Below are 24,766 nucleotides of genomic sequence, written 5' to 3' on the forward strand. Positions count from 1 at the left end.
CGCCACACTGAGCGGGCCCGGAATGACTCCGCTGAACTGGCTGAAACCGCGTAAAATCCCAGTTCACAGGTGTCCACCGAACCGAAGCAACTTCAAAAGAGCCCCCGGCTGCAAGCTTGCGTTCCTGTCTAGAACACTTCAGCGAAGTCGTTGTTCTTGACGACCAGGCGCTTGCGCACGTCCTTGGGGATCTTCAGCTTCAGGTGCACCTTCGGTGCCCGCTTCTTCGGGACCTTGATCCGGGTCACCTCGCAAGTGATTCCGGCGCGCAGGAGGTCTTGAGTCATGGTCTCCATGCCCCCCTCCTCCCAGTGCCGGCGGAAGGTCTTGTCGCCCCTCACGTACACCCACCGGTCCTTGGTCGACTCGGGGTCGATGGCCTCCAGATCGGCGATCATCTGGTCGAGCGTGGATTCGGCCTGCTCCCGGGTGAACCTGGTCTTGGTGTACCGGCCGCCGGGCTCCAGCCCCTTCATGTAGTAGGCGATGGCCTCCTCTAACCGCTTGACCTCATTACGGCTCTGCTCGCCGCGTGCGTACTCCCGGGTCTCGACGGGGAAATCGCCGAGCACGGACAGCACCTGCTGGACCAGGCCCTCGTACACCGCGTTGGGGTCGGGGAACCCCAGCCCGCCGCTCTTGCAGCCCTGGCACCGGAGGTAGGCGTAGTCCCCGTGCTTGTTCCGGGTGTGGTGGACGATCGTGTTGGTCCCGCAGTCGATGCACTTCATGACGCCCAGGAACTTCGTCGCCCCGCTCGGCTGCCGGTGAGGCTGGTTCTTGCCTCGCGAGTCGAGCTTCGCCTGCAAGGTGTCCCACTCCTCCTCGGTGAAGATCGGCTCTGTGATCTTGATCGGCTGGGCGTCGTTGCCGAGGATGACCTTCGACCGGCGGATGCCGCCCTGCTTGTCCTCTTCTACTCGGTAGCCGAGGAGGGCAGGGTTGCGGAGCCGGCGGATCATGGTCGACGTGGTCGTCGACTGGGGGACCATCTCGCGCTCCTTCAACCGCCGGACGGTCTCGGAGGTGGACACGTCCTCCTCGACGATCAGCCTCCGTGCCTCGTGTAGCGCCTTGGCCGGCTGAGGGTCGATGGCCAAGGTGGTCTTCCCGTCCTCGCGGCGGGTTGTCTTGTACCCGTAGGCGGGTTTACCGACGACCCAACTTGTCTGCGTCTTGGCGTAATTCCACAGGGACTCGACTCGGGTCTTCGTATTCACCGCCTCGATCTCCGCGACCCCGCCGAGGAGCTGGACCATCATCTTGCCCATGGTCGTTGTCAGGTCGATCGGATCGTGCTTGGAGACGAGGTTCTTCGAGTAGGTCTCGGACCATCGGACCATCGTATTGAGGTCGTTCAGGTTCCGGATGAACCGGTCGAGCTTCCAGAAGAGCAGAGCGTCGAACTCGGGGACGCGGTTGTTCAGCCAGTCGCCGAGCGCCTTTCGCTTCCACGGCGGGACCTTCGTTGCTGACACGTTCAGGTCGCTGGCGACACCTATTACCCGGTGCTCCTTCTCTCGGGCCAGCAGGCGCAGGTCCAGTTCCTGCCGCACGGGAGAGGTGGTGTCGTCGGAGAAAACAGACAGGCGAACCGAGAGCAGGGCGCGAGGGGCATCGGCTGGTAGCCGCTCCTCGGCTTCCTTCAGTTCCGCCAACAGAGCGAGGTCCGCCCCGGTCCATGCTTCGTTCACGTCGTACGCGGCCCGCGCCTTGGTGGGCCGACGATTGGTCTTCCCAGTCATGTGACCAGGCTACGTGTCGGATGTGATCCTGGTGCCATCGGTCACAACATGGGCACCGAGATCCAGATCAACGACGCGGCCGAGGGGCGTCCGACGCTGCCACTGACCGTGCTCTGACCTGTCCCTGATGCGATGAGGGCCCACGTGGGCGCACGGAGCACCGTCCCAGGACCCCGGTGCGCTCGCGTGGGAGGTCACCGAAGAACCGTGTGCGCGGGGTGGGACACAAAGAACCCCAGGGCACTGGTGTGTCCTGGGGTGAAAGAGTAAAGTTCGCGCTCCGGGTGTCTTCGTCCTGCGGTGCGCTCGCGTTCGCTGTGTCCGCGTCGCGCTCGCGTGAGGTTCGGAGTCTCCCGGGAGGAAGGTGTACGGCCCGGCGCCCCGCTCGCGCCGGGCCGTACGTAAAGTAAGACTCGCGGGGGTGCCGGTGGGTTGCCATCGGTTGCGGATTTTCTTTGGATTTTTTTTCCGGCCCTCCGTGTTCAGGTGGTGGACACCGGTTCGGACGACCCTTCGGAATCTGTTCGAGACTTTTCGATTCCAGGTCAGCGGGGCAGGAACCGGTATGTGCAGTCCTGCCGGCGCATGTGCACCACGGCGCACCGTACGCTGAACAGGACGAGGAACAGCCCCTTTCGGGTCGCCACCGACGGCCCGCACAGAGGGGGCATGAGGAAAGGAGTTGAGCTGCCCCCCGCACACGAGGGCACCACCTCACCCTCCACCGCCAAACCCGGCCAACGGCTCCGAGTCCGCTACGCCAAACGTGGACGCATGCGATTCGCGAGTCACCGTGACATCGCCCGGGCCCTGGAGAGAGCCCTACGCAGGGCCTCCCTACCCGTGGCGTTCTCCGCCGGTTTCTCACCACATCCCAAGATCTCCTACACAGGTGCGGCTCCCACAGGGGTCGCCAGTGAGGCGGAGTATCTAGAGCTCACCATGGCCGAGGAGTGCCGACCCGATCAGGTCAGGGACGCGATCGACGCGACCATGCCCGACGGGATCGACGTGCTCGAAGTCGTCGAGGCTCGGGTGACGGGCCTGGCCGACCGGCTCCAGGCCTCCATATGGCGCGTGGAGATGACGGACGTCGACCCCGGCGACGCCGCCAAGGCGGTGGCCGACTACCTGGCCGCCGAAAGCGTCGAGGTGGAACGGATGACGAAGAAGGGCCGACGCCGCTTCGACACCCGCCCGGCCGTACTCGGTATCGACGTGTGCGACGGTCCCCATGGGCGCGCCCCAGGGGAGCGACACACGACATATGCCATACTTCGAATGGTCGTACGGCACACGACACCTGCTGTCCGACCAGACGACGTATTGACCGGCCTTCGCCACGTGGCCGACCTCGCGCCGCCGTCATCACCCACGATGACCCGGCTGGCGCAGGGGCCGCTGGACGAGGTGACAGGTGCGATCGCCGACCCGTTCGACGCGGACCGACCCGAAGCTTCCACCACAGAGAGCACCGGGTCCGCGCACGATGAGACGAACGATCGACGCACCCGAGCACCACGGCCGTCGCCCATGACGGGATCGCGCCCATGAGCGATCCCAACGCGGGGTACATGGGCGAAACCACAGGACTTTGCCCCGGCGACACCCCGGTGCCGCCGGCGCTGACACAGCGACGACAGTTCTCGTGAGCCGCAGCGTCGGACCGTACGCGGCCCGACGGCGCGCCCGAGAACTTTGACGGGAGACCGCCCGGATGCTCGACAACGAGCCCAAGAGCGGTGCCGACGGCACCGCGGGTACAACTGAAACAACCGAGAACACGGCGGGGACACCCCCGGCGGGGAACGGCGGGGTTCGGGTGACCACACCCGCGCCCACCAAGGGCGCTCGCCGCGCCGCCGGACCACCCCCCGAACCCGACGACGTCTTCACGCCACCGACCACGCCGAGCACCAAGCTCGCCGGTTCGGGTGAGGGCGGAACGGTCAAGACCTCTTCGCCCACGCCGGTGCGCAGGCGCACGGTCCGTGCCGCGGGCCGGCCCGCGGACGTTCCCGCCGCCACCAGTGGTCGACGCACCCGAGTGGCCTCCGAGGACGACGACGCTCCCCGGGATGCGGCCGACAAGAGCGCCGCCCCCAAGGGGAACTCCGGAGATGACGGGAAGGGCGCCGAGGAAAGCGCCTCCCGCGGACGCACCCGCTCCCGAGCGCGCTCGCGCGCACCCAGGACCGTCGAGGCACCCGCCCCGGAAACGGTCGAGGAAGAGGAGACCGAGGAGAACACCCCCGGCGCCTCCGGTTCCCTCTTCTCCCCGCCCGGCGGCATGCTCTTCCAGCCTCCGGTCGCCCAGCAGAACGTCCCGGCCAAGACCCGCAAGGCCGTCGAGGTCGAGGTCGAGAAAGAGGAGACCGAGCAGGACTCCGACGCCGAGGCTCAGGCCCCCGCCGAGGAGACGGGCTCCGAGGAGCGTCCCAGCCGTCGGCGCCGTCGTCGGGGCGGTCGTGGCCGTGGCCGGTCGCGCGGTCCCGAGGACAACGGTGGTGAGGAGTTCGACTCCGCCGACTCCGGCGAGGACACCGTCAAAGAGCGCCACAAGGACACCAAGGGTTCCGACACCAAGGACGGCAAAGGACGCGACGAGCCCTCCGCCGACTCCGATGACGACTCCGACGACGAGGGCGAGAACGGCGGTAGCCGTCGGCGCCGTCGGCGTCGCCGCCGCTCCGGTTCGGGCTCCGGCTCCTCCGGGAGCGGCGAGAGCACCTCGGACGACCCGCCCAACACCGTGGTCAAGGTGCGCGAGCCTCGCCAGGAACGTCCCATCGAGGACGAGGTCCAGGCGGTCCGCGGCTCCACGCGCCTGGAGGCCAAGAAGCAGCGCCGCCGCGAAGGCCGCGAACAGGGCCGGCGCCGCGCCCCGATCGTCACCGAGTCGGAGTTCCTGGCCCGCCGTGAGGCGGTCAAGCGCGACCTGGTGATCCGGAGCATCGGCGACCGCACCCAGATCGCCACCCTGGAGGACGACGTCCTCGTCGAGCACTACGTCGACCGGGCCACGCACCGCTCCTACGTGGGCAACGTGTACCTGGGCCGGGTGCAGAACGTGCTGCCGTCGATGGAGGCCGCCTTCGTCGACATCGGCAAGGGCCGCAACGCCGTCCTGTACGCGGGCGAGGTCAACTGGGACTCCTTCGGTCTGGAGGGCCAGCCCAAGCGGATCGAGTCGGTGCTCAAGTCCGGTCAGTCCGTCCTGGTGCAGGTCACCAAGGACCCGGTCGGACACAAGGGTGCCCGCCTGACCAGTCAGATCAGCCTGCCCGGCCGCTACCTGGTGTACGTGCCCGGCGGTTCGATGACCGGCATCAGCCGCAAGCTCCCCGACAAGGAGCGTGCCCGCCTCAAGCAGATCCTCAAGAAGGTGATGCCCTCCGGCGCCGGCGTGATCGTGCGCACCGCGGCCGAGGGCGCCAGCGAGGAGGAGCTGGAGCGTGACATCACGCGCCTGGCCAAGCAGTGGGACTCCATCAAGCGCAAGTCCAAGTCGGCGAGCTCCCCGTCCCTGCTCAACAGCGAGCCGGACCTGACGATCCGGGTCGTTCGTGACGTGTTCAACGAGGACTTCTCCAGTCTGGTCGTCTCCGGTGACGAGGCTTGGAACACCGTCCACGAGTACGTCGACTATGTGGCGCCCCACCTCGCCGAGCGGCTCTCGCACTGGACCGAGGACCGGGACGTCTTCTCCGCGTACCGGATCGACGAGCAGATCAACAAGGGCCTCGATCGCAAGGTGTGGCTGCCCAGCGGTGGTTCGCTGATCATCGACCGGACCGAGGCCATGACCGTGGTCGACGTCAACACCGGAAAGTTCACCGGTCAGGGCGGCAACCTCGAAGAGACGGTCACCAAGAACAACCTTGAGGCGGCCGAGGAGATCGTCCGCCAGCTGCGGCTGCGCGACATCGGCGGCATCATCGTCATCGACTTCATCGACATGGTGCTGGAGTCCAACCGCGACCTGGTGCTGCGTCGGATGCTGGAGTGCCTGTCCCGGGACCGCACCAAGCACCAGGTGGCCGAGGTCACCTCGCTCGGGCTGGTCCAGATGACCCGTAAGAGGGTCGGCCAGGGGCTGCTGGAGGCGTTCTCGCACAACTGTGACCACTGCAACGGCCGTGGCCTGGTGATCTCCTCCGAGCCGGTGGAGAACAAGGGCGGTGGCAACGGCGGTGGCAACGGTAACGGTCGCAAGAAGAAGAAGGGCAAGGGCGACTCCGAGTCCGCGTCCGACGCATCCGGCGACAAGGGCGACAAGTCGGAGAAGTCCGAGCAGCCCGCGGTCGAGAACGACCAGGTCGACCGTCCCGTCGAGGTCGCCGAGGACACCGCGGGGCAGGGCGACAAGCCCGCCAAGCGCACCCGGAGCCGTAAGGCCGCCAAGGGCGAGCAGACCGACACCGCGGTGGAGAGCACCGAGCCGACCGTGAACGCCGACCAGGGCGACGCCGCGGGTTCGGACGGGGAGGCCGAGGAGGCCCCCGTCAAGAGGACCCGCAAGCGCACCTCCAAGGCGAAGAAGGCCGCCGAGGAGACCGCTGAGGCTCCCCAGGAGGCCGAGGCCGCCCCCGAGACGGAGGAGGCACCTGCCGAGGTCGCAGAGGCCCCGGTCAAGAGGACCCGCCGGCGCACCACCACCCGCAAGGCCGTCGAGGCCGACAGCGGTGAGGGTGGGCAGGCGACGGCGGATGGCGACGAGTCCGACTCGGCCGACGATGACGCCGAAGGCGCCACCGAACGGCCCAAGCGTCGCCGCACCCGGCGGACCAAGGCGGCGGTGACCTCACCGACCGGTGGTTCCGCCGTCGACGCGGGCTGAGGTCGAGCGAGGCGGGACGAGAATTCGGTCCGGACCCGGTAACGACCGGGTCCGGACCGGACCGACTGTGCGGGTCTGTACCAGGGCAATGGTAATCTGATGGACGGTGCGTCGGCGCGCCCCAAGTGTTCGCGCGCCCCGAGACCGCAGTGCTCTCCACCAGGTGGGTTTGTTTCCCTCAGATCCCCGCGCCCCGCTACAGGCGATTCGTGGATCGTGGCATCACGGTCATCAGTGAGCGCATTTTTCGTTGAGCGAGCAGGAAGAGAGTTCCCCGGTGTACGCGATCGTGCGAGCGGGCGGCCGACAGGAGAAGGTGTCTGTCGACGACGTCCTGAACATCGACAGGGTCTCCGAGGAGACCGGTGCCACCCTTACGTGGCAGCCCATCCTTGTGGTCGACGGTGACAACGTGGTCAGCGAGGCGAACAAGCTGAGCGGCTACACGGTCACCGCCGAGGTCCTCGGTGAGACCAAGGGCCCCAAGATCAACATCATGAAGTACAAGAACAAGACCGGTTACAAGAAGCGCCAGGGTCACCGCCAGAAGCACACCCAGGTGCGCGTTACCGGTATCGCGGCGAAGTAGGAGGCCTGGAGAAATGGCAAGCAAGAAGGGCGCTTCGTCCACTAAGAACGGTCGCGACTCGAATGCCCAGCGCCTCGGCGTGAAGCGCTTCGGTGGCCAGGCCGTTTCCGCCGGCGAGATCCTCATTCGTCAGCGGGGCACCAAGTTCCACCCGGGCGCCAACGTCGGTCGCGGTGGCGACGACACGCTGTTCGCCCTGGTCGACGGTGAGGTCAAGTTCGGTAACTTCCGCGGCCGCAAGGCCGTGAACATCGTCCCGGCCGCCGTCTAGGTCGAGCCGCGACGATTTCTTCGGGGCGGGCCAGGGAACACTGGCCCGCCCTTCGCGTTGTCACTAGGGAGTCCCTTCGAGGACGGCGCATAGCGCGGGTGGCACGTCGCATCACGGCCCCGCCAGGAGGCGGTGGCCCCACGAGTTACGGGGAGAGCAATGCCTGACTTCGTCGACGAGGCGGTCTTGCACGTCAAGGCCGGGAACGGCGGGCATGGCTGCGCCTCCGTGCACCGTGAGAAGTTCAAACCGCTGGGTGGACCGGACGGTGGAAACGGCGGCCGGGGCGGCGACATCGTCCTGGAGGTCGACACCCAGAGCGCGACCCTGCTGGACTACCAGCGCAGGCCGCACCGCACCGCCGAGAACGGGACGCCCGGCCAGGGCGGTCACCGGGCCGGGGCCAACGGCGAGCACCTGGTCCTGACCGTGCCCGACGGCACCGTGGTCACCAGGACGGACGGCGAGGTCATCGCCGACCTGGTGGGTCACGGCACCCGCCTGGTGCTGGCCCAGGGCGGCAACGGCGGTCTCGGTAACGCCGCGCTGGCCTCCAAGAAGCGCAAGGCCCCCGGCTTCGCCCTCAAGGGTGAGGAGGGCGAGGTCGTCGACGTGCGTCTGGAGATGAAGACCATCGCCGACGTGGGTCTGGTCGGCTTCCCCAGCGCCGGCAAGTCCTCGCTGATCGCCGCGATGTCCGCGGCCCGGCCCAAGATCGCCGACTACCCGTTCACCACCCTCATCCCGAACCTGGGCGTGGTGGAGGCGGGCTCGGTCCAGTACGTCGTCGCCGACGTGCCAGGGCTCATCCCCGGCGCCAGTGACGGCAAGGGCCTGGGCCTGGAGTTCCTGCGCCACATCGAGCGCTGCTCCACCCTGTTGCACGTGCTGGACTGCGCCACCTTCGAGCCCGGCCGCGACCCGGTCACCGACCTGGAGGCCCTGGAGGCCGAACTGGCCGCCTACGGGGAGCAGACCGGGGTCGACCTGTCCGACCGGCCGCGCGTGGTCGCCCTGAACAAGGTGGACGTGCCCGACGCCCGCGAGCTCGCCGACATGGTCCGTCCCATGCTGGAGGAGCGCGGCTACAAGGTCATGGAGCTGTCCGCGGCCTCCCGTGAGGGCCTGCGCGAACTCTCCTATGCCCTCGGTGAGCAGGTCGCCGCCGCGCGACAGAGCGAACCGGCGGCCGAACCCACCCGCATCGTGCTGCGGCCCAAGCTCATCGGTGACACGCCCTTCGAGGTGGTCCCGCTGGGGAACAACATCTTCCGGGTGCGTGGCGACAAGCCGGCCCGTTGGGTGCGCCAGACCGACTTCTCCAACGACGAGGCCGTCGGCTACCTGGCCGAACGACTCAACCGGCTCGGTATCGAGGGGGCACTGGCCAAGGCCGGCGCCACCCAGGGGGCCGAGGTGCGCATCGGTACCGAGGAGGACTCGGTGGTCTTCGACTGGGACGACTCGCTCGACGCCGAGGTCGTCCCGTCCGGCCCGCGCGGCACCGACGCCCGGCTGGGCTGACCCGCGCGGGGACCGACCGCTCCACACCGGCCGAACCCACACAGGCAAGCGCACGGCGCCCGGAAAAGGCGCCGTGCCACGGATGGAAAGTCCCTCGTGGTGCACAGCGCAGACACCCCGAAGCAGCACGTCGAACCCATGGAGGCGGCCGGTCGCCGTTCCGTGGCCCAGGCCCGCAGGGTCGTGGTCAAGGTGGGGTCCTCCTCATTGACCACCCCCGACGGACTCATCGACGCCGGCCGTATCCGGGACCTGGTCGAGGTGTTGGCCGCGCGCCGCGCCCTCGGCCAAGAGGTGATCCTGGTCTCCTCAGGTGCGGTCGCGGCCGGAATGAGTCCGCTGGGCATGACCCGGCGCCCTCGTGATCTGGCCTCACAGCAGGCCGCCGCCAGCGTCGGCCAAGGGTTGTTGGTGGCCTCCTACACCGCCGAACTCGCCGGACACGGACTCACCGCGGCCCAGGTCCTGCTCACCGTCGAGGACATGATGCGGCGAGTGCAGCACCGCAACGCCCAACGGACCCTGCGCCGACTGCTCGACATCGGCGCCGTGCCGATCGTCAACGAGAACGACACCGTGGCGACCCACGAGATCCGGTTCGGCGACAACGACCGCCTGGCGGCCCTGGTCGCCCACCTGATGCGCGCCGACGCGCTCGTGCTGCTCTCGGACGTGGATGCCCTCTACGACGGGAATCCGGCCGACGAGGGCACCTCGGTGGTGCACCTGGTCCGGGGCCGCGCGGATCTCGACGGCATCGACATCGGCAGCACCGGCAAACGCGGTGTCGGTACCGGCGGCATGGTCACCAAGGTGGACTCGGCGCGCATCGCCACCGAGGCCGGCGTGCACACCGTGCTGACCTCGGTGGCCAACGCCCGGGCCGCCCTGGCGGGGGAGAGGGTCGGCACGTTCTTCGCCCCGGCCGACGGCCGCCGCCCCTCCGCCCGGCAACTGTGGCTGGCGCACGCCACCGCGGGACGGGGGAGCCTGGTCCTGGACCCGGGAGCGGTGAAGGCGGTGGTCGAGGAGAAGGCGTCGTTGCTGCCGGCCGGTGTGGTCAAGGCGCACGGCGAGTTCAGCGCTGGCGATCCGGTCGACCTGCGCGACGAGTCGGGCACCCTGGTCGCTCGAGGGCTGGTCAACTACGACGCCGCCGAGGTCCCCGACCTGATGGGTCGATCCACCCGGTGGTTGGCCCGCGAGATGGGCCCCACCTACGAACGCGAGCTGGTCCACCGCGACGACCTCGTGGTGCTGTAGAGCGGGGCCGGGCGGAGCCGATGCCCCGACGCTCCTTCGACGGGTCGGGTGGAAGTGCCCGAGATCTCTCCTCGCCGTGTGCGCCCTTCTCGTGTGCCGTCGTCGGTCCGTGAAAGGGTCGGGGCAGGATGTCCTGAGGAGGGTGCCACCCATGTCGAGTCTGCTGACCCACCTGTTGGCGTTGGGGTTGCGAGTGGTGCGCAAGGGCCCCATGGGATCGGTGGAGGGCGCTCGTGAGTGGATGAACGAGCCCAAGGAGGACCCGTCCGCTCCGCACTGGCTCACCCGACGGCACTGGATCACGCGTCGACGGGTCGGTGGCTTCTCCACCTTCACCGTGCGTCCCCGCGGTGTGCGGGAACCCGAGAAGGCCGTGCTGTACCTGCACGGTGGCACCTACGTCAGCGAGATCTCCGGCTGGCACGGGGTGCTGATCTCGCGCATGGTCGACGCCGGCTGTCGGGTGGAGGTGCCGATCTACGGGCTGGCCCCCGAACACACCTACCGGGAGGCCTTCGGGTTCCTGCACGAGGTGTATCGGGAGCTGATGGCGGACGTCGATCCGACGCGCACGTTGCTGGCCGGGGACTCCGCGGGCGGAGGGCTCGCCCTCGCCCTGACACAGACCCTGCCGGAGGTCGCCCTGCCCGCCCCGACACGGCTGGTCCTGATCTCTCCCTGGCTCGACCTGACGATGTCCAACCCCGACATCCTGGAGGTGGAGGGGGCGGACCCCTGGCTCAACCCGGTCGGGCTCCTGGAGGCCGCCAAGGAGTGGGCGGGCGGCGACGACCTGACCGAACCCCGGCTGAGCCCCATCTACGGGCCGATGGCCGGCCTGCCGCCCATGGACCTGTACATCGGCACTCGCGACCTGCTCTGGCCCGACACCCGCCGGTTGTACGACCAGGTGACCCGGGCCGGGGGAGAGGTACGTCTGTTCGAGGAGGAGGGGGCGCTCCACGTCCACCCGCTGCTCCCCGTCCCCGAAGGGGGCCAGGCGCGGGCGCGGATCATGCGGACCGTCGAGGAGCTGTGAAACACCCTCGTGGGACGCGTTCGGTGGGCGGGGTGACGTGGCCGTCGCTCAGGACAGCCTCCTGACCACGGGCAGAGGCAGGCGCTTCATCAGGAAACCGATCGGCGCCCACGGCCAGGCGGGGACGTACGCCTTGACCTTGCGCTTCTCGATCGCGGCCACCATGGAACGTACGCCCACCTCGGTCTCCACCATGAATCGGGTCTTCTGCCGAACGTGCTCGTTCATCTCCGAGCGGATGTAGCCCGGATAGATCACCGACACGTCCAGACCGGGGACGCGCTCGGAACGCAGACCCTCGGCGATGGCGGCCACGCCCGCCTTGGTGGCGGCGTAGACGGTCATGGCCTTGCGCATGCCGCGCAGGGCCGACATCGAGGAGATCATCACCAGATGGCCGTGACCCTGCGCACGGAAGATCTCCATGGCCGCCTCCGACTGGGCCAGCGCCCCCACGAAGTTGGTCATGGCGGTCTGCCGGTTGGCGTCGTAGCGGCCCTTGCCGAGCGCGGCGCCCTTGCCCAGCCCCGCGTTGACGATGACCCGGTCCACCGTGCCGAACTCGGCCGCGAACTCCCCGAAGACCCGGAAGACCGCCTCGTCGTCGGTGACGTCCAGTGCCTTGAGCACCACCCGGCGATCGGGACGCGCGGCCACGATCTCGTCCCTGAGGGAGCCCAACTTCTCCGTGCGCCGGGCGCACAGGCCCAGGTCGTAGCCGAGGGCGGCGAACCGGCGCGCCATCTCCGCGCCCAGGCCCGCCGAGGCCCCGGTGATCAGGATCGTTCCCTTGCTCATGTGCGCTTCTCCGTGCCGCTCTTCATCGTGGGTCCGCCCCGGTCGAGCCTCCACGCGGTGTCGAGCACCGGGGGTCGGGCCGGGTCCATCGCGTCGACACTATGACCCGGGTCGGTGGAACGACCGAGGCGGGCCACCGCGTCCGCGCCCTCGTGTCCTGCCGGAGCCGGATCCACCCGAGTGACCACGACCGCTCCGAGACGCGGCACTAGGATGCGGTGCGTGACTCAACAGACGACACAGCACGGCGACTCCCATCCGCACGAGGGCGCCGTCCGCGAGATCCCGACCGGCCGCAACGCCACCAAGCTCGTCTACGCCCCGGAAAGGGACGGTCTCGCCGACGCCGGCGAGATCGTGTGGACGTGGGTGCCCTTCGAGGAGGACGCGAGCCAGGGCAAGGACCGGCCCATGCTGGTGGTCGGCCGCAAGGGTCGCCGCCTGCACGGCCTGATGCTGTCCTCCCAGCGGCCCGACGACCACGAGCGCCAGGACTGGCTGCCCATCGGCTCCGGCCCCTGGGACCGTGAGGAACGCGACTCCTACCTGCGGGTGGACCGCCTCTTCGAGTTCGACGAGGACGACATCCGCCGCGAGGCCGCCGTGATGAACGAGGACATCTTCTGGAAGGTCGCCGCCGTCCTGCGCGACCGCTACGGCTGGCGCTGACCTCTTCCGACCCCGGGACCGGCTCGGCCCGTGGACAACCCCTGCGGTGGTCGACCAGGCGCTATACGCTGGAGGGAATCCCTCCGGCGACGGTGCCCTTCGACGCCGCAGGCGCCACCGGCCGGGGCGGCCTCCCGAGCAAGGAAGCCCGAAATGACAGTCAACAGTGACATCGAGCGTGAGGTCCACGATGTGGCCCGACGCGGCAAGGACGCGGCCGTCGACCTCGCCACGCTCAGCAGGTCGGCCAAGGACGCCGCCCTGAACGCGATCGCCGATAACCTGCTCAAGCGGTCCGACGAGATCACCGCGGCCAACGCCGAGGACGTCGAGCGCGCCCGAGCCGAGGGCACCGGCCCGGCCATGATCGACCGGCTCACCCTCACTCCACGGCGGATCGAGGCCATCGCCGAGGCCGTGCGCGAGATCGTCGAGCTGCCGGACCCGGTGGGCGAGTCGGTGCGCGGAGGCGTGCTCCCCAACGGCCTGGACCTGCGGCAGATCCGCGTGCCACTGGGTGTCATCGGGATCATCTACGAGGGCAGGCCCAACGTCACCGTCGACGCGGCCGCACTGTGTCTGAAGAGTGGGAACGCCGCGCTACTGCGCGGATCGTCCTCGGCCTACAACTCCAACACCGCCATCGTGCGGGTGCTGCGGGACGCGCTGGAGGGCACCGAGGTGCCGGTCGACGCGATCCAACTCGTCCCCGGGCGCACCCGTGAGTCCTCCACCGCGCTGATGCGTGCGCGTGGCCTGGTCGACGTGCTCATCCCACGTGGCGGCGGCTCGCTCATCCAGGCCATCGTGCGTGACTCCACCGTTCCGGTGATCGAGACCGGCGAGGGCCTGTGCCACGTGTACGTGGACGCCGACGCCGACCTGGACAAGGCGGTGGCCATCGCCACCAACGCCAAGGCGCAGCGCTGCTCGGTGTGCAACTCCGCGGAGACGCTCCTGGTGCACGAGGCGGTCGCCGAGGCGTTCGTGCCGCGGGCACTGGAGTCCCTCGCCGAGGCCGGTGTGACCGTCCACGGCGACCCTCGGGTCCTGGAGATCGCCGCGGCCCACCCGACCCGGGCCACGGTGGTCGAGGCGACGGAGGAGGACTGGGCGACCGAGTACCTGGACATGGACCTGGCCGTGCGAGTGGTGCCCGACGTCGACGCGGCGTTGGCGCACATCCGCGAGTACTCCACCCAGCACACCGAGGCGATCGTCACCGACTCGCTGGCCACCTCCCGGTACTTTGTGGCCCGGGTGGACTCGGCCGCGGTGATGGTGAACGCCTCCACCCGTTTCACGGACGGTGGCGAGTTCGGATTCGGCGCGGAAATCGGTATTTCCACCCAGAAACTGCACGCCAGGGGTCCGATGGGTCTCGCCGAAATGACATCGACCAAGTACGTGGTCACCGGTGACGGTCACCTGAAGTGACCACACGCCGGGTGGCATGCGACTTCGGGGAAGGGCCGTTCGAGGAATCGGGCGGCCCTTCCCCGTTCTCATGCCACCGTGGTGAACCCCGGTACCGATGGGCACACGCGCCATGACGGTCACTTGCGTCACCTCGGTTGTTTCCTTCGGCGAAACCTGGGCAGAGGCGAAACTTCCCCGGACAAGTATTCCCAAAGCCGTCGCCGATCGGTACTTTCGCTTTGGTGTCACACGGCGCTCTTCCCGCACCCTAATCAGGAGCGTCCGGCCCCCACCGGTCACGACGAAAGGAAATCCCCCGCATGAAGCTCGGGAGTAAGATCGCCGCGTCCACCGCCACCGCGGCTCTGGCGATCGGCAGCGTCACCATGATGGCTGCTCCTGCCCAGGCCGATCTGGTCACCCTGTGCTCCGGTCACGGCGGTGAGATCACCCTGCCGACCGATCTGAAGGTCCCCTCCGGCGCGAGCTGCTTCCTGGACGGCACCGTCGTCCAGGGCGACGTCACCGTCGAGCAGGACGCCAACCTCCACATCATCGGTGGCGCCATCGAGGGCGAGGTGTCCGTCGCCGGCGACGCCTACTTCGACGCCTCCGACACCACGGTCGACGGTGACGTGGTCAACTCCGGTTCCTACGGCACCTACCTGGAGGACGGCAGTTCGGTCGCCGCTCTGCGGGCCCAGGCCGCCGGGGGCGCCGCCAACGACGGTTTCGTCTACGTGGTCGGTGCCTCCGCCGCGTCCGTGGACGCGACCACCGGCGAGCTCTACGTCAACGGCGGCCGTATCACCGACGGCGTGAACGCCGACGGTGTCGTCTACGCCGACATCTACGACAGCGTCGTCCGCGGCGACCTCACCGTCAACGGCTCCGCCTCCGGCGGGATCCTGTGCGACAGCGAGGTCCTGGGCAACGCCACCTACAGCGACAGCTCCGGCCCGATCGCGGTCGGTGCCGGCGAGAGCGACGACTTCTGCGCTTCGGTCAACTACGTCGACGGTGACCTGTCCGTCACCGGCGTCTCCGGTGGTGCCTACATCGACAACAACATCGTCGGCGGCGACCTGGTGGCCACCGGCAACAGCCCGATCGCCCAGATCGGTGACGCCAACCGGGTGCGTGGCGGCATCGTCACCGAGGAGGTCGCCATGCGCGCGCTGGCCGCCGAGGTGACCGCCGAGTTCGAGGCCCACGAGGCCGACCTGGCGGACGAGGTCGAGGAGGCCCGCGCCGAGACCGTGGACGCGGCCATCGAGGCCGGTCCCGCCTTCTAGGGGTACCCACTCGCCTCGGACCTTCCGACTTCGTCGGTGCCCGGGTGAACGGATCACGGCAGCGTCGACGGCCTCCGGCCGGCGGCGCTGCCGTCGTTGTGCCGCCAACCCTTTCCGGTTTATATCGCACCCGTGACGACGGTCATGATTGAGTGATATGTTCGCGCCATGGCTGACTCCCAACGGCTCGCCGTGGTCTCCGGCGGCTCCGGTGGCATCGGACGAGCCGTCGTGTTCGCGCTCGCCGAGGCCGGGCACGAGGTGGTGGCCCTGGGCCGTGACCCCGATCGCCTCGCTCTGCTCGCCGACGACGCCCGGGAGCGGGGGCACCTCGTCGCCACCCGGGTGTGCGACCTCGCCGACGAAGTCGCCGTGTCCGAACTCACCGAATCACTCGGCCCCGTGTCCGTCCTGGTCAACAATGCCGGCTCCGCGCACAGCGCCCGCCTGCGCGACACCGACCTCGACCTGTGGCGTCACCACCTGGACGCCAACGCCACCTCCGCGTTCCTGCTCACCCGGGCCCTACTACCCGGCATGCTCGAACGCGACCACGGGCGCGCGATCTTCGTCGCGTCCACCGCCGCGCACACCGGAACCCGCTACACCGTCGCCTACGCGGCCGCCAAGCACGCCGTCCTCGGCCTGGCCCGTTCGGTGGCCGACGAGGTCGCCGGCACCGGCGTGACCGTCAACTCCGTGTGCCCCTCCTTCGTACGCACCCCCATGACCGAACGTTCGGTGGCCCGTATCGCCGAACGCACCGGACGCGACCCCGGCCGGGCCGAACGCGCCCTCGCCGAGGCAACGCCCCTGGGCCGGCTCATCGAACCCGAGGAGGTGGCGGCCGCCGTCACCTACCTGGCGAGCCCCCTGGCCGGGGCGATCAACGGCCAGTCCCTCACCCTTGACGGAGGAGACACCCAACGATGAGCGCCTTTCGCGGCTCCGTGCCGCTCACCGACCGGTGGGACCACTTCGACCTGACCCGGGTCGACGGGGTCACCACCGTCACCCTGAACCGGCCCAACCGGCTCAACGCACTCACCTTCGAGGCCTACGCCGACCTGCGGGACCTGCTGCTGGAACTGCCGCACCGCGACGACACCCGCGTGCTGGTCCTGCGCGGCCAGGGCCGGGCCTTCTGCTCCGGTGGCGACGTCGACGAGATCATCGGCCGGACCCTGGAGATGGCCCCCGACGAACTCCTCGCCTTCACCCGCATGACCGGGGAGGTGATCCGGGCGATGCGCGAGTGCCCGATCCCCGTGATCGCCGGGATCCAGGGCATGGCCGCCGGCGCCGGCGCGGTCCTGGCCCTGGCCTCCGACTTCCGGGTGGTGGCCCGCTCGGCCCGCTTCGCGTTCCTGTTCACCAGGGTGGGGTTGTCCGGGGCCGACATGGGCGCCGCCTACCTGCTGCCCCGCATGGTCGGCCTGGGAAACGCCACCCGCGTCCTCATGCTCGGCGACACGGTGGAGTCCGACGAGGCCGAACGCATCGGTCTGGTGAGCGAACTGGTGGAGGACCACGAGCTCGACGCCGCCGTGGACCGGCTCGCCGAGAGGCTGGCCAAGGGCCCTTCCTTCGCCTACGCCCAGACCAAGGCCCTGGTGTCCCGGGAACTCGACATGAGTCTGTCCGGGGCCATCGAACTGGAGGCCATGACCCAGGCGTTGCTCATGCGCGGTGAGGACTACGCCGAATTCCACGCCGCCTTCACCGGCCGTCGCACCCCCCAATGGAAGGGACGCTGAGTGGAACCCGTACACCTGCCGCCCACCCCGCACACACTGGTGAACCCGCCCGAACTCGGACCCAACCCGGGCTTCTCCCACGCCGTGGTCCCCGCCCCGGGCCGTCTGGTCCACCTGGCCGGACAGATCGCCTCCGGGCCCGACGGGCGGCTGGCCGCCGAGTCCCTGGTCGACCAGTTCGACGGTGCCCTGGCCAACGTCGTCACCGCCCTGCGAGCCTGTGGTGGTTCACCCGAACACCTGACCCGTCTGAGCGTGTACACCACCGACGTGCCCGGCTACCGGGCCTCCGGGCGGGAACTGGGCCGGGTCTATCGCGCCCACATGGGTCGCCACTACCCGGCCGTGGCGTTGTTCGGGGTGGCCGAGTTGTTCGAACCCGGTGCCTTGTTGGAACTGGTCTGCGACGCCGTCATCCCGGGGCCGACCGACTGACCTCAGGGGGCCACGGTGGCGCGGACGTGGTCCAGGGCGGGCCCGCGCAGCAGGGCGTGCAGGTCGAAGAAGACACGCGCGGCCCTGCTGCCCGCCCACCGGTCGGGCAGCAGTTCGGGTGGCAGCCCCGGGTCGAGGAACGGCAGCCTCCGCCAGGAGTCCACCGCGCGCAGGTGGTCGGCGAAGGCCATCGCCCGCTGCTCGGGGTCGTGGTCCGAAGGTGTGCCGCGGCGGCGCCACGCGGTCAGCACCGGCTCGTGTTCGTCGAGGAACCCCCGGTACATCGCTTGAAGCGCGGGCAGGTCCCACCAGCGGGCGACGGACGTGGTCAGGTCGCGAAAGTCCAGGTGGGTCGCGTGGAACAGCTCCGCGTGCTCCTCCAGGTCCAGTTCCCGCAGGGTGGCGCGCGCCTGGTCGGTGAGGTGCGCGGGTGCGATCCACACCCCGGCGGCGGTGGTGCCGAACCCCAGCCGGGTCAGCTGGGTCCGCAACGCGTGCCGGCGGCGACGTTCGGACTCGGGAACGGAGAACACCACCAGTACCCAACCGTCCTCGGCGCGAGCCACCCGGTGGCCGAAGATGCGCTGGTCACCCTCGCCGAGTATGCGGCGTCCCTCGTCGGAGAGCCGGTAGCCGGCAGCGCCGCCCAGACGCTCGGACACCAGTAGTCCACGGCGTTTGAGCCGGGAGACCGCCGAGCGGACCGAGGGGCCGTCGACGTCGAGTCCGCCCATCAACGCGATCAGGTCGGCCACCCCCGTCCATCCGCCCACGTCGCGGGCGTAGGTGCCGAAGAACGACACGATCAGGGCCCGGGGACGGCGCAGGACGCGGTCGGCGTCGGCTGTGGGGTCCGGGGCTGCTCGGTCGCTGTTGACAATCATGGGCACACGATAGCCGCCGGTGTCGGCACCCCTTGCGGTGCTCGGCCTTCACCCTCATCACGTTTGGTTTCCCGGTAAGTTCATATCACTCTCTTGACGGCCGTCACGTTCTGGGTGCATCTTCGGAGTGAGGCGGATCACGTTCCCGAGAGAGTCGAGGTCGCCCATGGCGCTCCCGCCCCACGAAAACGACCACGAGTTCGCCCGATGGGTCACCGACCGGGCGACCGAACTCGACGACACCCCCGGCGAACCGGGACGCGTCGACCGGGCACTGCTCCAGGGCCTGGGCGAGAGCGGGCTGTTGCCCGCGCTGTTCCCCGGCACGGCCGACGACGGACCTCTGCGCGAGGCCCCCGCCACTCGGTTGTGCCTGCTCCGCGAACACCTGGCCGGTGTCGACACCCACGCCGAGACCGCCCTGGCCCTCCAAGGGCTGGGGACCTACCCCCTCCTGCAGTCCGGGAGCGACCGACAGCGGAAGCGCTGGGTCCCCGAGGCCGCGGCGGGACGGGCGGTGGCGGCCTTCGCCCTCACCGAACCCGAGGCCGGGTCCGACGCCGCCGCGCTGGAGCTGCGCGCCGAACCGTCCGGCGACGGTTGGCGACTGCACGGTGAGAAGACGTGGATCTCCAACGCGCCGGACGCCGACTTCTACACCGTCTTCGCCCGAACCACCCCCGGCACCCGTTCCCGGGGCGTCACCGCCTTCTGCGTCCCCGCCGACCGCCCGGGCCTGTCCGGTGAGCCCCTGGAGATGCTGTCCCCGCACGCTCTGGGGCACCTGGTCTTCGACGGGGTCCAGGTCGGCTCGGAGGACCTGGTGGGCGCCCCCGACCAGGGGTTCTCGGTGGCCATGCGCACCCTGGACCTGTTCCGTCCCAGCGTCGGCGCGTTCGCCGTCGGCATGGCCCGGGCGGCTCTGGCCGCCACCAAGGAGCACACCGCCGAGCGTCGCGCCTTCGGAGGACCCCTCACCGCTCTGCAGACCGTCTCCCACACGCTCGCCGAGATGGCCACGCGTACCGAGGCCGCCCGCCTGCTGGTGTACGCCGCCGCCGAGGAGTACGACTCGGGTGGGCCCGACGTCACGCTCAAGGCGGCGATGGCCAAGCTGTTCGCCACCGAGACCGCCCAGTACGTGGTCGACTCCGCCGTCCAACTGCACGGTGCGCGTGCCCTGCACCGGGGCCACCTCCTGGAACACCTGTACCGAGAGGTCCGCGCACCCCGCATCTATGAAGGGGCCTCGGAGGTCCAGCGCCAGATCATCGCCCGTCACATGTAGTCGTCCACGAGCCGACACCGAGCCGTCACCACGGCCACGCCGCCCGCTGTCGCACCCCGCACTCGGAGGTCCAGCAATGTCGCACTCTCCGCCCGACCGACCGCTCCCACCGTCCTCGACCCCGAGCGCGTACGAGGACACCTTCACCCGCGACCACCTGCCGCCCCTGGAACAGTGGCCGCTCATCGAACCCCTGGACGTACCCGAGCGCCTCAACTGCGCGGAAGAGCTCCTGGACGGCACCATCGCCGGCCACGGCGCCGACCGGCGCTGCGTCGTGGGCGAACACGAGACGCTGACCTACGGAGAACTGCGGGACCGGGTGGATCGCATCGCCCACGTCCTGGTGGAGGAACGCGGCCTGAGACCGGGGGAGCGGGTGCTGCTGCGCGGCCCCAACGCCCCCTGGCTCGCAGCCTGCTGGCTGGCCGTGCTCAAGGCCGGGGGCGTGGTCGTCACCGTCCTCCCGATGTTGCGCGCCGGTGAGCTCGCCACCATCCTGCGCTCCGCGCACGTGGCCCACGCGCTGTGCGACGCCCGCTTCCTGGACGACCTGGACGAGGCGTCCCGGCGGGTGGGGGAGGACGCCCCCTCGACCCTGGTGTACGGCGGAAAGGGCCCCGACGACCTCACCGCACGGGTGGCCGCCCACCCCGACCCGTTCACCGCCGTGCGCACCGCCGCCGACGACGCCTGCATGATCGCCTACACCTCCGGTACCACCGGCGACCCCAAGGGGTGCGTGCACTTCCACCGCGACGTGCTCGCCATCGCCGACACCTACTCCGCCCAAGTGCTCAAGCCCGCCCCCGAGGACCTGTTCGTCGGCAGCCCGCCCTTCGCGTTCACCTTCGGACTCGGCGGACTGCTGATCTTCCCGTTGCGCGCCGGAGCCGCCACGGTGCTGCTGGAACGCCCGCGCCCCGAGGCGCTGCTGGACGCCGTCACCGAACGAGGCGCCACCATCCTGTTCACCGCGCCCACCGCCTACCGGGCCATGCTCGCCGGACGCGGCGACCGCGACCTGTCCACCCTGCGTCGGTGCGTGTCCGCCGGTGAGCACCTGCCGGCGGTCACCTGGCGGGACTGGTTCGAGGCCACCGGTGTGCGGCTGCTCGACGGCATCGGCGCCACCGAGATGCTGCACATCTTCATCTCCTCCACCGACGACCACATGCGCCCCGGCTCCACCGGCAGGCCCGTCCCCGGGTTCACCGCCGCCGTCCTCGACGACAAGGGCGACCCCGTCCCCGACGGCGAACCCGGACACCTGGCGGTCCGCGGCCCCGTCGGCTGCCGCTACCTGAACGACCCGCGCCAGAGGGAGTACGTCCGCCACGGCTGGAACCACACCGGAGACACCTACGTACGCGACGAGGACGGCTACTTCTGGTACCGGGCGCGCAGCGACGACATGATCGTCTCCGCCGGCTACAACATCGCCCCCGCCGAGGTGGAGGAGGCTCTGCTCACCTCCCCCGACGTGGAGGAGGCGGCCGTGGTGGGGGTGGAGGACCCCGAACGCGGCCTGGCCGTACGGGCGTACGTGGTGCCGCGGCCGGGTCCGACCGCCGACACCGCCCTGGCCGATCGCCTGCGCGAACACGTGCGCTCCCGCATCTCCCCGTACAAGACGCCGCGCTCGGTGGTCTTCGTCGACGAACTGCCCCGGACCGCCACCGGCAAGCTCCAGCGCTTCCGGCTGCGGGAGGGCACCCTGTGACACCACACGCGAGTCCCGACCACCGAGCGGCCCGCCCCGACGCGCGGGCGACGGCACCCGGCAGACCGTGACGTCGACGAACAGGACGTCAACGAACAGGAAGGCGGCGCGATGCGCATCGTGTGTATCGGCGCTGGACCCGCGGGACTGTACTTCGCGGCCCTGGCCCGACAACTCGACGCCACCCACGACATCACCGTCTACGAACGCAACGCCCCGGACGACACCTTCGGATTCGGCGTGGTGCTCTCCGACGAGACCCTCGGCGGCATCGAACACGCCGACCCCCGAGCCTACGAGCGACTCACCGCGGAGTTCGCCCGCTGGGACGACATCGACGTCCACTTCGACGGCACCGTCACCACCTCCGGCGGGCACGGCTTCGCCGCCATCGGCCGCCGGGCCCTCCTACAGATCCTGCGCGCCCGCTGCGCCGAACTCGGAGTGCGCGTCCACACCCGCACCGAGGCGCCGCCCGCCGCGGAACTCGCCGCCGAGTACGACCTCGTGGTCGCCGCGGACGGAGCGAACAGCGCCACGCGCACCGCCCACGCCGACGCGTTCGGCACCACCCTCGAACCGCGGAGCAACCGGTTCATGTGGCTGGGCACCGACCTGGTCTTCGACGCGTTCAACTTCCACATCCTGCGCACCCCGCACGGGATCATGCAGCTGCACTGCTACCCCTACGCGACCGACGCCAGTACGTTCCTCGTGGAGATGGCCGAGGACGTGTGGGAGGCCGCCGGGTTCGTCGACCGAGACCTCGCCCCCGGGGAGAGCGACCTCGACGCCATCGCCCGCTGCGAGAAGCTGTTCGCCGACGTCCTGGGACGGCACCGACTGCTGCCCAACAACTCCCGCTGGCAGCGCTTCACCACCGTCCGCAACCGCACCTGGCACCATGGCAACGTCGTCCTGCTCGGCGACGCCGCGCACACCGCGCACTTCTCCATCGGATCCGGCACCAAGCTGGCCATGGAGGACGCCCTGGCGCTCGCCGCCCGCCTGCACGAGCACCCCGATCTGCCGAGTGCCCTGGACGCCTACGAGGACGAACGCCGAGCCGTGGTGACCAGCACCCAACGCGCCGCCCAGGCCAGCCTGGAATGGTTCGAGGACATCCACCGCCACGTCGACGCCGACCCGCTGCCGTTCGCCTTCGACCTGCTGACCCGCAGCCGCCGCGTCACCTACGACAACCTGCGCCTGCGCGACCCGGAGTTCGTCGCCCGGGTCGACGACTGGTTCGCCCACAAGGTGGCCCGCGAGGTCACGGGCGGAGAAGGCGCCCCCGCAGTTCGCCCGCCCATGTTCCACCCCTTCCGCCTGGGCGCGTTGGAACTGGACAACCGGGTCGTCGTCTCGGCCATGGACATGTACTCCTCCACCGACGGCACCCCCGGCGACTTCCACCTCGTCCACCTGGGCGGCAAGGCCCTCGGTGGCGCCGGACTCGTCATGACCGAGATGGTGTGCGTGTCCGCCGACGCCCGCATCACCCCCGGCTGCGCCGGACTCTACGCACCCGAACACGAGACCGCCTGGCGCCGCTTCACCGACTTCGCGCACGAGCACAGCCGGGCCCGCGTCGGAGTGCAGCTCGGGCACGCCGGCCGCAAGGGCTCCACCCGACTGATGTGGGAGGGGATCGACCAACCCCTGACCACCGGCAACTGGCCGGTGGTCTCCCCATCGCCGCTGCCCTACCGTGACGGAGTCAACCAGGTACCCCGGGAACTGGACCGGGCCGCCATGGACGCCATCCGCGACGACTTCGTCGCCGCCGCCCACGCCGCCGACCGGGCCGGGTTCGACCTGCTCGAACTCCACTGCGCGCACGGCTACCTGCTGTCCTCGTTCCTGTCCCCGGTCACCAACCGACGCACCGACGCCTACGGGGGCGACCTGACCGGCCGGCTCCGCTACCCCCTGGAAGTCCTCACCGCCGTGCGCGCCGCCTGGCCCGACCACAAACCCCTCACCGTGCGCGTATCCGCCACCGACTGGGTCGAGGGCGGCACCACCGGCGACGACGCGGTCCGGATCGCCCGCGCCCTCGTCGCGGCCGGAGCCGACGCCATCGACGTCTCCACCGGACAGGTCACCCCCGACGAGGAACCCGCGTTCGGGCGCAGCTACCAGGTCCCCTACGCCGAACGAGTCCGCCGCGAACTCGGTGTCCCCGTCATCGCCGTGGGCGCCATCTCCTCCCACGACGACGTCAACTCGACCATCCTGGCCGGTCGCGCCGACCTGTGCGCCCTGGGCCGCCCCCACCTGTACGACCCGCACTGGACCCTCCACGCCGCCGCCGAACAGGACTACGCGGGCCCCGGCGTCACCTGGCCGGTCCCCTTCCGCGCCGGTAGCCGCAAACCCCCCACCGGACGCACCGACGGGCCGCGTCCCCGACTCGAACTGCTACGGTCCGGCGACGACTCCACCCGGCACCGACGGTGGCGTCCCCACACCACCCGAGACGAGCCCTAGGGAGACCACGGTGTCGACCGCCTATGGCGACCACCCCAGCCAGATCGTCCACCGCCACGAGCCACGCCGGTACGACGGACCCGCCCCGGTCGCGGTTCTACTGCACGGCGGCTGGTGGCGGGACCTGCACGACGCGCGCCTCATGGACCCCTTGGCCGGGGACCTGGCCGCCGCCGGGTGGTTCGTGTGGAACGTCGAATACCGCCGCACCGGAACCGACGGCGGTGGCTGGCCACGGACGGCCCACGACGTCGCCCGCGCCCTGGACCTGCTCGCCGCCACCGCCGACCACGAGGACGGGCTGGACACCTCACGCGTGGTCGCCATCGGTCACTCCGCCGGCGGGCACCTCGCCCTCATGACCGCCGCGGACTCCCTCGTCACCTCCGTGGTCACCCTGGCGCCCATCACCGACCTGCGCCGCTGCGCCGACGCCGGGCTGGGAGAGGACGCCGTCGCACCCTTCCTCGGCCCCGATCCCGCCCCCGAGCTGTACACGGAATCCTCGCCCCTGCACCGACTCCCCATCGGAGTCCCGCAGTTGATCGTGCACGGCGCCGCCGACCAACGGGTTCCCGTCGAACACAGCCGCGACTACGTGGCCGCGGCCCGGGCCGCCGGTGACCCCGTGGAGTACCGGGAGATCGCCGGAGCCGACCACTTCGCCGTCATCGACCCCGCGCACACCGCCTGGCGTACCGTGCGCGACGCCCTCGGCGCCCGCTGACGACCGG

The 24,766-nt window shown here is 70.0% G+C and carries 20 protein-coding genes; 17 read left to right on the forward strand and 3 right to left on the reverse strand.

Annotated features, from left to right (window positions below; all coding sequences use genetic code 11):
- Positions 1-128 precede the first annotated feature (128 nt).
- The gene (locus ABZ717_RS20315; protein WP_358512851.1) at positions 129-1,745 is read right to left on the reverse strand and encodes a recombinase family protein; all 1,617 of its coding nucleotides are present in this window, start codon (positions 1,743-1,745) and stop codon (positions 129-131) included.
- A gap of 774 nt (positions 1,746-2,519) precedes the next feature.
- Between ABZ717_RS20315 and ABZ717_RS20320 the strand changes: the two genes are divergently transcribed.
- The 7 genes from ABZ717_RS20320 to ABZ717_RS20350 all read left to right on the forward strand — a co-directional run bounded on the left by ABZ717_RS20320 (position 2,520) and on the right by ABZ717_RS20350 (position 11,271).
- Complete coding sequence (locus ABZ717_RS20320) at positions 2,520-3,299, forward strand: TIGR03936 family radical SAM-associated protein (RefSeq protein ID WP_358512928.1); 780 nt, start codon at positions 2,520-2,522, stop codon at positions 3,297-3,299.
- 163 nt (positions 3,300-3,462) lie between these two features.
- Positions 3,463-6,585, forward strand: a complete 3,123-nt coding sequence (locus tag ABZ717_RS20325; protein WP_358512853.1) for an Rne/Rng family ribonuclease — start codon at positions 3,463-3,465, stop codon at positions 6,583-6,585.
- A 277-nt stretch (positions 6,586-6,862) separates the two neighbouring features.
- Positions 6,863-7,174 carry a 50S ribosomal protein L21 gene (gene rplU / locus ABZ717_RS20330; RefSeq protein ID WP_358512930.1) on the forward strand — a complete coding sequence of 104 codons (312 nt, stop codon included), beginning with the start codon at positions 6,863-6,865 and terminating at the stop codon, positions 7,172-7,174.
- A 13-nt stretch (positions 7,175-7,187) separates the two neighbouring features.
- Positions 7,188-7,445 (forward strand): 50S ribosomal protein L27, encoded by a 258-nt coding sequence (gene rpmA / locus ABZ717_RS20335; RefSeq protein WP_067602101.1) that lies wholly within the window; start codon positions 7,188-7,190, stop codon positions 7,443-7,445.
- A gap of 159 nt (positions 7,446-7,604) precedes the next feature.
- A complete protein-coding gene (gene obgE, locus ABZ717_RS20340) occupies positions 7,605-8,969 on the forward strand; it encodes a GTPase ObgE (RefSeq protein ID WP_358512855.1) in 1,365 nt (454 codons plus the stop codon).
- Between the two features lie 138 nt (positions 8,970-9,107).
- Positions 9,108-10,232, forward strand: a complete 1,125-nt coding sequence (gene proB, locus ABZ717_RS20345) for a glutamate 5-kinase (protein WP_358512932.1) — start codon at positions 9,108-9,110, stop codon at positions 10,230-10,232.
- Between the two features lie 151 nt (positions 10,233-10,383).
- Entirely contained in the window at positions 10,384-11,271 is an 888-nt protein-coding gene (locus ABZ717_RS20350; protein ID WP_358512857.1) for an alpha/beta hydrolase fold domain-containing protein, read from the forward strand.
- Positions 11,272-11,319: 48 nt separating this feature from the next.
- Here ABZ717_RS20350 and ABZ717_RS20355 read toward each other — a convergent pair whose 3' ends face one another.
- Positions 11,320-12,069 carry an SDR family oxidoreductase gene (locus ABZ717_RS20355; protein ID WP_358512859.1) on the reverse strand — a complete coding sequence of 250 codons (750 nt, stop codon included), beginning with the start codon at positions 12,067-12,069 and terminating at the stop codon, positions 11,320-11,322.
- 222 nt (positions 12,070-12,291) lie between these two features.
- Here ABZ717_RS20355 and ABZ717_RS20360 point away from each other — a divergent pair, with 222 nt between their 5' ends.
- The 6 genes from ABZ717_RS20360 to ABZ717_RS20385 all read left to right on the forward strand — a co-directional run bounded on the left by ABZ717_RS20360 (position 12,292) and on the right by ABZ717_RS20385 (position 17,644).
- A complete protein-coding gene (locus ABZ717_RS20360; protein ID WP_358512861.1) occupies positions 12,292-12,738 on the forward strand; it encodes a type II toxin-antitoxin system PemK/MazF family toxin in 447 nt (148 codons plus the stop codon).
- A gap of 153 nt (positions 12,739-12,891) precedes the next feature.
- The gene (locus ABZ717_RS20365; protein ID WP_358512863.1) at positions 12,892-14,175 is read left to right on the forward strand and encodes a glutamate-5-semialdehyde dehydrogenase; all 1,284 of its coding nucleotides are present in this window, start codon (positions 12,892-12,894) and stop codon (positions 14,173-14,175) included.
- A 302-nt stretch (positions 14,176-14,477) separates the two neighbouring features.
- Positions 14,478-15,452 carry a hypothetical protein gene (locus ABZ717_RS20370; RefSeq protein ID WP_358512865.1) on the forward strand — a complete coding sequence of 325 codons (975 nt, stop codon included), beginning with the start codon at positions 14,478-14,480 and terminating at the stop codon, positions 15,450-15,452.
- Positions 15,453-15,620: 168 nt separating this feature from the next.
- Positions 15,621-16,385, forward strand: coding sequence for an SDR family oxidoreductase (locus ABZ717_RS20375; protein WP_358512867.1), 765 nt, complete (start codon positions 15,621-15,623; stop codon positions 16,383-16,385).
- Positions 16,382-17,209, forward strand: coding sequence for an enoyl-CoA hydratase family protein (locus ABZ717_RS20380; RefSeq protein ID WP_358512869.1), 828 nt, complete (start codon positions 16,382-16,384; stop codon positions 17,207-17,209). Before ABZ717_RS20375 ends, ABZ717_RS20380 begins: the two co-directional genes overlap by 4 nt.
- Positions 17,210-17,644, forward strand: coding sequence for a Rid family hydrolase (locus ABZ717_RS20385; RefSeq protein WP_358512871.1), 435 nt, complete (start codon positions 17,210-17,212; stop codon positions 17,642-17,644).
- Between the two features lie 2 nt (positions 17,645-17,646).
- Here ABZ717_RS20385 and ABZ717_RS20390 read toward each other — a convergent pair whose 3' ends face one another.
- A complete protein-coding gene (locus tag ABZ717_RS20390) occupies positions 17,647-18,528 on the reverse strand; it encodes a PaaX family transcriptional regulator C-terminal domain-containing protein (RefSeq protein ID WP_358512873.1) in 882 nt (293 codons plus the stop codon).
- A gap of 166 nt (positions 18,529-18,694) precedes the next feature.
- Here ABZ717_RS20390 and ABZ717_RS20395 point away from each other — a divergent pair, with 166 nt between their 5' ends.
- From ABZ717_RS20395 to ABZ717_RS20410, 4 genes are all read left to right on the forward strand, one after another.
- Positions 18,695-19,816: an acyl-CoA dehydrogenase family protein gene (locus ABZ717_RS20395; protein ID WP_358512875.1), complete on the forward strand. Its 1,122-nt coding sequence runs from the start codon at positions 18,695-18,697 to the stop codon at positions 19,814-19,816.
- Positions 19,817-19,892: 76 nt separating this feature from the next.
- On the forward strand, positions 19,893-21,539 hold the full coding sequence (locus tag ABZ717_RS20400) for a benzoate-CoA ligase family protein (RefSeq protein WP_358512877.1): 1,647 nt from the start codon (positions 19,893-19,895) through the stop codon (positions 21,537-21,539).
- 111 nt (positions 21,540-21,650) lie between these two features.
- Complete coding sequence (locus ABZ717_RS20405) at positions 21,651-24,032, forward strand: bifunctional salicylyl-CoA 5-hydroxylase/oxidoreductase (RefSeq protein ID WP_358512879.1); 2,382 nt, start codon at positions 21,651-21,653, stop codon at positions 24,030-24,032.
- A 10-nt stretch (positions 24,033-24,042) separates the two neighbouring features.
- On the forward strand, positions 24,043-24,759 hold the full coding sequence (locus ABZ717_RS20410) for a prolyl oligopeptidase family serine peptidase (RefSeq protein WP_358512881.1): 717 nt from the start codon (positions 24,043-24,045) through the stop codon (positions 24,757-24,759).
- The last annotated feature ends 7 nt before the right edge of the window (positions 24,760-24,766 follow it).

The organism is Nocardiopsis sp. NPDC006832, from assembly GCF_040635885.1.
In the GTDB taxonomy this organism is placed as follows: domain Bacteria; phylum Actinomycetota; class Actinomycetes; order Streptosporangiales; family Streptosporangiaceae; genus Nocardiopsis.